Origin of the sequence: Bradyrhizobium sp. PRIMUS42 (assembly GCF_023006515.1) — a bacterium.
Taxonomy (GTDB): Bacteria; Pseudomonadota; Alphaproteobacteria; order Rhizobiales; family Xanthobacteraceae; genus Bradyrhizobium.
This window is the reverse complement of the sequence record NZ_JALBGZ010001419.1, coordinates 1-680: the sequence shown is the minus strand read 5'-3', so window position 1 is coordinate 680 and position 680 is coordinate 1. Positions and strand designations below refer to the sequence as shown.

Here is a 680-nt window from a genome sequence, read left to right as displayed (position 1 = left end):
AGCCGCGCGCGAGGCCGGCGCCGCCGATATAGAGCTCGCCTGCGATCCCCACGCCCGCCGGGCGACCCTCCCGGTCCAGCACATGCACTTGCGTGTTCGCGATGGGACGGCCGATCGTGACCTCCATCCCGGCGCCGAGCCGCCGTGCTGTCGACCAGATCGTGGTCTCGGTCGGGCCATACAGGTTCCATGCTGTCGCCGTGCTGCTCACAAGCCAGGCCGCAAGATCCGGCGCCAGCGCCTCTCCGCCGCACAAGGCCTTCACGCCATCGCTCCGCCAGCCGATCTCCAGCAGCATCCGCCAGCTCGCAGGCGTTGCCTGCAGCATCGTCGCCCCGACCTCCGCCAGCCTTTCGCCCAGCGCCCGGCCGTCCTGCGTCATCGCCTGGCTCGCCAGCACGATCCGCCCGCCCGCCAGCAGTGGCAGAAACAGCTCCAGTCCGGCGATGTCGAACGAGACCGGCGTCACTGCCATCAGTACATCGTCCGACGACACCGACAGCTCGCCGGCCATCGCGGTCATGAAGTTGACCACCGCGGTGTGGGCGACCATCACGCCCTTGGGCCGTCCGGTGGATCCGGAGGTGTAGATCACGTAGGCGAGGTTGTCCGGTCCGCTCACCGCGGCCGGTGCAGAGGTCTCCTCGCCTATGATGCCGCCGAGATCGTCATCGAGCCGC

Annotated in this window: 1 protein-coding gene; it reads right to left on the bottom strand. The window is 69.3% G+C overall.

The window, feature by feature from the left end; translation table 11 throughout:
• On the bottom strand, window positions 1-680 hold a 680-nt coding region (locus MOV75_RS40785; protein WP_247008510.1), incomplete at both ends, for an AMP-binding protein.